This is a genomic window from Affinibrenneria salicis (assembly GCF_008710095.1).
This window is the reverse complement of record NZ_VYKJ01000017.1, coordinates 82,896-88,895: the sequence shown is the minus strand read 5'-3', so window position 1 is coordinate 88,895 and position 6,000 is coordinate 82,896. Positions and strand designations below refer to the sequence as shown.

5 protein-coding genes and 3 pseudogenes are annotated in these 6,000 nt (G+C 47.5%); 4 read left to right on the top strand and 4 right to left on the bottom strand.

Features of this window, described 5'->3' with window-relative positions:
• Nucleotides 1-1,212: RHS repeat-associated core domain-containing protein (locus tag FJU30_RS23790; RefSeq protein ID WP_191091676.1), on the top strand; the 1,212-nt coding region annotated here is incomplete at its 5' end.
• Nucleotides 1,209-1,586 carry an Imm8 family immunity protein gene (locus FJU30_RS23785; protein WP_150437445.1) on the top strand — a complete coding sequence of 126 codons (378 nt, stop codon included), beginning with the start codon at nt 1,209-1,211 and terminating at the stop codon, nt 1,584-1,586. The genes FJU30_RS23790 and FJU30_RS23785, both read left to right, overlap by 4 nt.
• A 257-nt stretch (nt 1,587-1,843) precedes the next feature.
• Here the strand turns inward: FJU30_RS23785 and FJU30_RS23780 are convergent.
• The 3 genes and pseudogenes from FJU30_RS23780 to FJU30_RS23770 form a co-directional block, all read right to left on the bottom strand.
• Nucleotides 1,844-2,799: pseudogene (locus tag FJU30_RS23780) on the bottom strand (IS3 family transposase).
• 47 nt (nt 2,800-2,846) lie between these two features.
• On the bottom strand, nt 2,847-3,218 hold the full coding sequence (locus tag FJU30_RS23775) for a transposase (RefSeq protein ID WP_150437443.1): 372 nt from the start codon (nt 3,216-3,218) through the stop codon (nt 2,847-2,849).
• Nucleotides 3,182-3,489, bottom strand: a pseudogene (locus tag FJU30_RS23770) (transposase); the annotation flags it as partial. The pseudogene FJU30_RS23770 and the gene FJU30_RS23775, both read right to left, overlap by 37 nt.
• Before the next feature lie 404 nt (nt 3,490-3,893).
• On the opposite strand from FJU30_RS23770, the pseudogene FJU30_RS23765 reads away from it, so the two are divergent.
• Nucleotides 3,894-4,505 (top strand): annotated as a pseudogene (locus tag FJU30_RS23765) (IS1 family transposase).
• Here FJU30_RS23765 and FJU30_RS23760 read toward each other — a convergent pair.
• A complete protein-coding gene (locus FJU30_RS23760) occupies nt 4,456-4,863 on the bottom strand; it encodes a DUF3990 domain-containing protein (protein ID WP_223881686.1) in 408 nt (135 codons plus the stop codon). The pseudogene FJU30_RS23765 and the gene FJU30_RS23760 overlap by 50 nt on opposite strands.
• A gap of 729 nt (nt 4,864-5,592) precedes the next feature.
• Between FJU30_RS23760 and FJU30_RS23755 the strand changes: the two genes are divergently transcribed.
• The gene (locus tag FJU30_RS23755) at nt 5,593-5,922 is read left to right on the top strand and encodes a hypothetical protein (protein WP_150437442.1); all 330 of its coding nucleotides are present in this window, start codon (nt 5,593-5,595) and stop codon (nt 5,920-5,922) included.
• Nucleotides 5,923-6,000: the final 78 nt, after the last annotated feature.

The window sequence follows — 6,000 nt, the reverse complement described above, 5'->3', positions numbered from 1 at the left end:
ACCGACGGCGACGCCGCGCCGGCGGACAAATACCGGCGGCGCATGTGGGGCTACGACGCGGACGGCTGTCTGACGCAGGGTATCACCGGCCGTCAGGCGGAGCATTTTTACCACGACGCGGCGGGCAACCGCACGGACTCGCCGGGCGAAACGGTGTGGTGCGGCCTGCTGCAGCGCCTGAACGGACTCCGGCTGTCATATGACGCCTTCGGCCGGCTCAGCCGGCGCTGCGGGCGCGACGGCACGGTGCAGCACTTCCGCTACGACGACGAACAGCGCGTCAGCGACGTGACGCTGGAAGGCCACCCCGAATACCGCCGGGCGGAGTACCGCTACGACGCGCTGGGCCGGCGCACGCACAAAATCCTGCACCGTCACGGCGAGGCCGGCGCCGATGCGGAGGTCATCACCTTCCTGTGGAGCGGAATGCGGCTGGCGGGCGAGCAGAGCAGCCGCACGCCGGACAGCAACATCCGCTATATCTACAGCGAAGACAGTTACGAGCCGCTGGCGCGGGTCGACCACCGCGCCGGCCGCGACACGGTGTATTACTTCCACACCGGCCTGACCGGCCTGCCGCTCGGGATGACGGATGAACAGGGCGACACGGTGTGGCGCGGCCGCTTCAGCGACTGGGGCGAAACTGAATATGAAAGCCACCCCGGCCGGCTGAACGGCCCGCAAAATCTGCGATTTCAGGGACAATACCTTGACCGGGAAACCGGCCTGCATTATAACCTGTTCAGGTACTACGACCCGCAGTGCGGGCGGTTTACCCAGCCGGATCCGATTGGGCTGGATGGCGGGTTAAACCTGTATCAATATGCACCGAATCCGCTGAGTTGGATCGATCCTCTTGGTCTAAGTTGTAAGTTAACAAATCAGCAGTTTAAGAATAAGCTTAAAAGGATTAGAAATCAGACTGCCGCAGGTGGCAACCGGGGAATAACTGGCGTTGTATCACAGAATGACGCTTTCAGATTAGGTGAGGCATTTGTAGGTCCTAATTATAGAGTTATGTCCAGCGGCAAAGGGTTTGTGTCAGAAGATGGTTTGAGAACATTCAGATTCCCTGCTGATAAGAGAGGATTTGATCGCATTAATGGTCGTCCGTGGTCGAAGACAGGAAAACAAGTGAATTTTGAAACCAAAAATGGGGATGGTGATGTTGTTGCCAACGTTCATTTAGACGTGGAGAATTTTCGACCATGAGAAAAAATAAACCTGAACTTATTTTATATGATATATCCTCAACAATGTTCGATCCGCTTAGTGAGTGGGATCCCGCTTCTCTTGAAGATACATATGTAGCTGTTGATTTATGTATTGGGATGAACGACGGTGAAAGCGGAAGTAATTATTTCTATGTGAAAATTGCTACTCCAGAAGCTTTGAGAAAACGATCGAAGGATTTCCTAATCTTTGATAACAGAGTTATTGTGATTGATCACTTTGACTATTTTTTACTTAGAAAAATAATCGAAAATATTCTCAAAAAATGTACGAGAGAAAATTGGGACGAATCTTGTCTCGTATTGCAACGCTATTTTTCATGGGAATATGAAGACTATCATTATGAAAAATAAATAGTTAATTTTGTGAAATAGGAATTGTTATTGTTAGCCGGGAATATTAAATCTTCCCGGCTCTTTTATTATCTAATTTTTGTTCAACCCACTAAACAAGCACTTCCTTCATCCCCTTAACCACCGGTTTAACCTGATAAAGTTCCTTCCGCAACTCCTGTACTTCATTGCAGTCGGCAATAAGGGTCAGGCACCCCTCCGAGATCCTCACACAAACACCGCGGTAAGTGTCAAGATAGTTGGCACCCCCGGTTAATTTATGCCACCTGTTTTTCCCGCTCCGGATTCAATGTCACCACGCCTGTCGGCTGCCAGTTTCTCGTCCTCCCTGACCAGCGTTCCGGATGGACCGAACGGGCCACACGGTAGACTTCATCGCGCCTCCGCAGGATCTCCCTGTCTTCACCCCGGTGTCGCTGCGCCGGTGTTCCCCGTTATACCACCGGGTAAATCTCTCCACCCAGTCCCGCGCTTCTTCCAGCGTTACGAACCCCGATGACGGCCAGTCCGGTACATATTTCAGCGTCCTGAACAGCGACTCCACATAGGCGTTATCGTTACTTACCCGCGGACGGCTGTGAGACGGGGTTATCGCCAGTTCCTGAAGCTTTGTCTGCAATGTCTGTGACTTCATCGCTGCGCCATTATCTGCGTGCAGCACCAACGGCTGGCGATAACACCGCTCCCGCAACACGCTGCGTTGGAGCAGGGCGGCCGCCTGTTCTCCGTTTTCACTTTCATGCACTTCGTAACCCGTGATTTTTCGGCTGTACAGGTCTTCAATAAGATACAGGTAAAACCAGCGCCCTTTCACCCCTGAGGCGAGCCACGTGATGTCCCAGGTCCACACCTGATTCGGCTCCGTCGCTTTCCAGGTGGTGGCCGGTCGGGCTTTCTCTCCCGTCCGCTGCCGACCCCGGCGATGTGCTTCGCCATGCCGCCGCAGCACCCGGTAAAACGAGGACTCGCTCGCCAGATATCTCCCCTCATCCGCCAGACGCGGCACGATTTGCGATGGCGGCAGGCTGGCATATGCCGGCTGATGACACACCGCCAGTATCTGCTGCTCTTCCTCTGACGTTAAGCGGTTGCCCGCTACCGGCCTTATTGCCCCCGGACGCCTGTCTTCCGCGCTCTTGTGCCATCGCCGCCAGGTGCGTTCACTCAGGTTGATTTCCCGCAGGGCAACGGACAGTCGCGCGCCGTTCGTCATGGCTTCGCGAACATAACCACTTAATGCTGCCCGTTCCGGGACCGGCGTCAGTCGTCCCCGTCCGTTTCCCCGTAATAGTCCTGCAACCGCTTTCGCAGCACCAGTATCGCTGCCGCCTCCGCCAGGGCTTTTTCCTTACGGGTCAGCTCTTTTTCCAGTTGTTTAATCCGTTTCTGACTCTGCTTCAGGGAGGCCTTATCATCAGGTGAAGACACCTGCAAAAAGCCTTGTTTCCACTGACTTATCTGCTCTGGGTAGAGGCCTTTTTTACGGCAATATTGCGCGAGCTCCGCTTCACTGAGCGTGGCGGTTTCAATAATCACGGCCAGACGGGCTTCCGCTGGCCATTGTTCTGTGGTTTTGTCTGCGCCGTATGCCTGTTTTCCACGGCTGCTTTTGCCATCTGCCGACGCTGAGATGGCTTTACCACTTTTTTTGCATGGCTTCCTGAATAATTTCAGCCTTAAGTCGTTCTTCCGCGTACATCTTTTTGAGGCGACGGTTTTCGTCTTCCAGCGCTTTCAGACGGGTCATGAGGGACGCATCCATTCCGCCGCATTTAGTCCGCCACTTGTAAAAACTGGCGCTGCTGATGCCATGCTCCCGGCACAGTTCAGGCACGGGTGTTCCTGCTTCAGCCTGCCCGAGGATGGCGATGATCTGGCTGTCGGTAAAACGTGATTTTTTCATAAGAATCTCCTGCGTTTAGATTACGAGAAAATTCTACTTATGAATACTCTGCTTTTTTGGGGGGATTACCGATACGAGATAACAGCGTGATCTTGCTGGAGGGATGTCTCAAGCAGAGTAGCCTGACCGGGGCAACCGCTGTATAACAGTGTGATGTTTGGTAAGGTACTGATTCGAGTTCAACAGAGTCATATGCTGGCATAGAAACCAATAAAATGGCAAAAAATCCAGAGCCGATTATTTCTAACCGGCTTTAATTAATTATTATTTAATCATTAAAAATCAACGTGATTTTTTCAATTTCATGATCGTTTATATATTTACCTTCCCATTCAATATAATCATCAGGGTAATGACTTAAAAGCGTTATTTTGATAACGTATTCACTTTTAAGGATACGTTTTATGACAGTCACTATCGAAGTTGCCTGCCGATATTGTCAGCAAACAGAACCCGTCCGTAAGCATGGTACGGGAAAGGCAGGATTTCCCCGATATTACTGTCAACATTGTCGCCGTACTTTCCAGATTAACTACCGCTATAACGCGCATAAGCCCGGCACTAAAGAAAAAATTGTCGATATGGCGATGAATGGCTCTGGGATCAGAGACACAGGGCGAGTGCTGAAAATCAGTATGAACACCGTCATGAGCACATTAAAAAACTCGCGCCACGACAAGTAACAAGCAAGTACGAAAAGAAAACAGGTTGTTGCCCATGTATTTGGTCCCCGCACGGATGAGACGTGCCGGAAACTGCTCGATTTGTTGAAGCCTTTGCATATTGGTTTTTTCACCACGGATAGCTGGGGCAGTTACGCACGAGAAATCGAATCAGAAAAACACCTGACAGGTAAGATATTCACGCAGCGAATTGAACGACATAATCTTAATTTACGCATTCACATTAAACGTCTGGCGAGGAAAACAACCTGCTTTTCCCGTTCATTTGAACTACACGAAAAAGTCATAGGTGCCTACATTGAAAAATATCATTACAACTCATTTGAGTCATAACCCCATCTTTTAATTGATTGTTTTTAAACATATCATTTACACTCTGTTTTAAATCTATTAAACATTGCCGCAGATTTTTCACTATAAATTGCAAACTGAGAACCACCAGCTCTTGGTGAGGGACTTCGTCTAAATCTTTTAAATTTAATAGCATAGGACCACTGGCCGCATCATGGCTATGAGATAGAGTCCCTTTCCGTGCGTGCGTCACAAAGTCAGCCCACCCACCATTAGCTGAATCAAATACTTTAATATCAAGTTTAGCAAGCTTAGAAACTGACAGGTAGAACCGACCTGACAAATAGCTGGACCATAGCAGGCCATTGCGATAATGATGCCAGAGAGTACGGATGTTCATCAGGACTCACGAAGCCGGATATATGTGTGTGACTACTTTTGTCAGAAAAAGAGCTGCCCGTGCTTGCACTGGGTCGGTGTCCATATAAGCTATTTAGATCCTCAGGGATTAGTGCCCTGTGCTTCTGTAAATTATTTTGGCCGCTTAAAAGAAGGTAAGGTTTATAGAGTCCTTCACTCGGATAAACATCAAATTTTATTTTTCATTAATAATATCAATAAGATAATGTTTATGGAAAACCCTCTTCTGACAAATTTGTAACCCCGTAGCAGAAGCGTTTCTCTTCTGCAAACCAGCGTCGGATTTTATAACCGGAAAAAATCCCCATTCTATATTTATATCAATGAGTTATGTTCATATGTTTCTGCGAGTTATGTCTTTCAAATTCAGTCCGGACAGATGGCGGAGAAGCTTGAAATTGATTATAATCGGCACCGTCGGCATATTGTCAACCGCGGGTTAATCCCGACACAATTTGAAGGAAACAACCTCGCTTAAGGATCTGAACATTGTTGCCTGACAAGAACAATGGGGTTAAATCCGGGACCTCTGAAAAATAGATTTAATATTATAAAGATAAGAAGGGATAACTAATATGCAACCTCGTAGCCCATTAAGTGGCAATGATTATTTCCCAGGGGCTAACCCGCTTCTATCTAATGGAGTATCTAAAATGGTTATAAACTCTGTGTCTACGTCGATTCCTGTTATGTTAACGGTGAATATATTATGAATATAGTGCCAGAAAACTCTATTATTGTGAGTGACATTGCAGGAAACACTTTGAAACTTAGAGTATTAGGCGATGATTCAATAAAAAAAATGAAACTTATTGGCTTTTTACATTCTGACGGATTTATGGTTAAAACTGTATCAAATGAAAATGAGAAATTATATCTTATTAAAGAGTTAGTCAACGCAGATGCGTTATTCTCTTTTGGTTACGGTTGGTATCCATCCGCGGTTATGGATTTTTATAAGGAAAAAGGAATTTATAAAGGTAAATATAAATTTATATCATGGTCAGATCCAAACCATTATCAAATTAAAGAAAAATAGTTAATAACTCATTAGTAAGTATCCGAAAAAGATCTAAAAGATCCTTCCGCTATTTTACCTGCTATTTATTACGTGTAA